General features: G+C 57.2%; 1 protein-coding gene. It reads right to left on the bottom strand.

Features of this window, described 5'->3' with window-relative positions; all coding sequences use genetic code 11:
• Positions 1–37: 37 nt before the first annotated feature.
• Positions 38–469 carry a hypothetical protein gene (locus L3X40_RS22100; protein ID WP_237367469.1) on the bottom strand — a complete coding sequence of 144 codons (432 nt, stop codon included), beginning with the start codon at positions 467–469 and terminating at the stop codon, positions 38–40.
• Between the last annotated feature and the right edge of the window lie 117 nt (positions 470–586).

Below are 586 nucleotides of genomic sequence, written 5' to 3'. Positions count from 1 at the left end.
TGCGCTTGCCGCCTCCGCCTGCCGCCCCCGTCCCGGATTACGCCATCACGCAGTCGCCCGGTGAATAAGAGAGGCTAAAGCGCAGTGTCTGGCCGGGCTGCGTCGTGATGTCATCCATGAGGTCTTGCGGTACCAACGGGAAGCTCGGCTTGCCCTCTCCGATCACCGTGCGAGGGCTTTTGGGATTGAAGACTTCGTATTGCACGTTGTCGCCAAATCCCTCATCGCTGGGCAGCGTGAAATCCAGCTTTTCCCATTCATCGACCGTGATTCTTCCAGCCAGCATCGCCCGCTGGAAATTTTCGTGCAGCGTGATGATCTGCGTGTTGCGTATCAGCCGTTCGCGCACCGTGGACGGAGTTTCTCCGGTAGCAGGGACCGTCATATGGAGCACGAAAACGGCAACAGTGCACACCGCTGCGCCAACAGTGATCCATTTTGATCCAAGGATCGTCAGAAGTTTGTTCATGAAGACCATCCGTGCGCCGCGATGTGCGACTAAATAATTAAGTGTCCCGCTTTTTGGAGGAAACCCCCCGACTTCAGTCGGGAAGAGGCTTCAGCCGTTGCCTCGGGGAATAGTCTG

This window comes from Rhizorhapis sp. SPR117 (assembly GCF_021742065.1).
This window is presented reverse-complemented; position numbering and strand designations above follow the sequence as displayed.

What these genes read in the sequence shown, in the direction of transcription:
- L3X40_RS22100 (WP_237367469.1), bottom strand. Translation starts at nt 469, where the DNA reads ATGAACAAACTTCTGACGATCCTTGGATCAAAATGGATCACTGTTGGC.